At 51.6% G+C, this 835-nt stretch carries 1 protein-coding gene; it reads left to right on the forward strand.

The window, feature by feature from the left end; all coding sequences use genetic code 11:
- A partial coding sequence (locus M6F29_RS11940; protein WP_298160206.1) for a copper-binding protein occupies positions 1 to 277 on the forward strand: 277 nt, incomplete at its 5' end.
- Positions 278 to 835: the final 558 nt, after the last annotated feature.

The following is an 835-nucleotide window of genomic DNA, read 5'->3' on the forward strand; positions in this document are numbered from 1 at the left end:
GCCTCACATGCAAGGAAGTGCAATGGGAAACGGCGCTGAGATGACCTCAAAAATGGCACATGGAATTGGCACGGTGAAGGGCGTAGATACCAAAAAAGGCACGATCACTCTTGCTCACCAACCCATAAAGGAATTGAATTGGCCTGCCATGACCATGACCTTCAAGGTCGCAAAATCAGAGTTGCTTAATGGCGTTACCGTTGGACAGCATGTGAATTTTACACTACAAGGAAACGATATGAACCCTGTAGTTACAGCGATCAGTGTCACCAAATAGTCAGTGGAATCCTCCCCGACCTCAGCCTTTGTCTGCCAGGGGCTGGCTGTAACTGGGAGCCTGTAGGTGCCGTACAACCGAACCCTGAACGACCGTTCGGTTGACGGCTTGGAGGGTGCCGGCGGACCCCGCCGCCCTTCCGGGGCCCTCGGGGTGTCGGTGGGAGAGTTGGTGGATCAGTACCGAGTGAGGGCGCGCGATTGATTTGAAACCAGCCCGTCATTCATGGAACGGCGAAATTTGTCGGAAAATTTTACACATCCGCCGATCGTTGTCCGGGGGGAATATTTTTAACCTGTTGATTATAAAGTATAAATATTTTACGGCATGAATATTGCATTAATTTCGGCAGCCAGTTTTCTGGAACTGAAAATGCCGGGGAGAATCTTCTCCAGGACCGGTGGTTGATTGCGAAGGGGAGAGGAGACAAAAAATGCATACAGAACGATTGAGCCAACTGCGTTTCAAAGCCAGCATGCCGGTGGCGCTTTTTTGCGGGATGCTGTCCCTGGCGGCCAGTTTCAATGCCAGCGCCACGATCACTTGTGGTGACGCCTT

Source organism: Ferrovum sp. (assembly GCF_027317285.1).
Lineage (GTDB): Bacteria > Pseudomonadota > Gammaproteobacteria > Burkholderiales > Ferrovaceae > Ferrovum.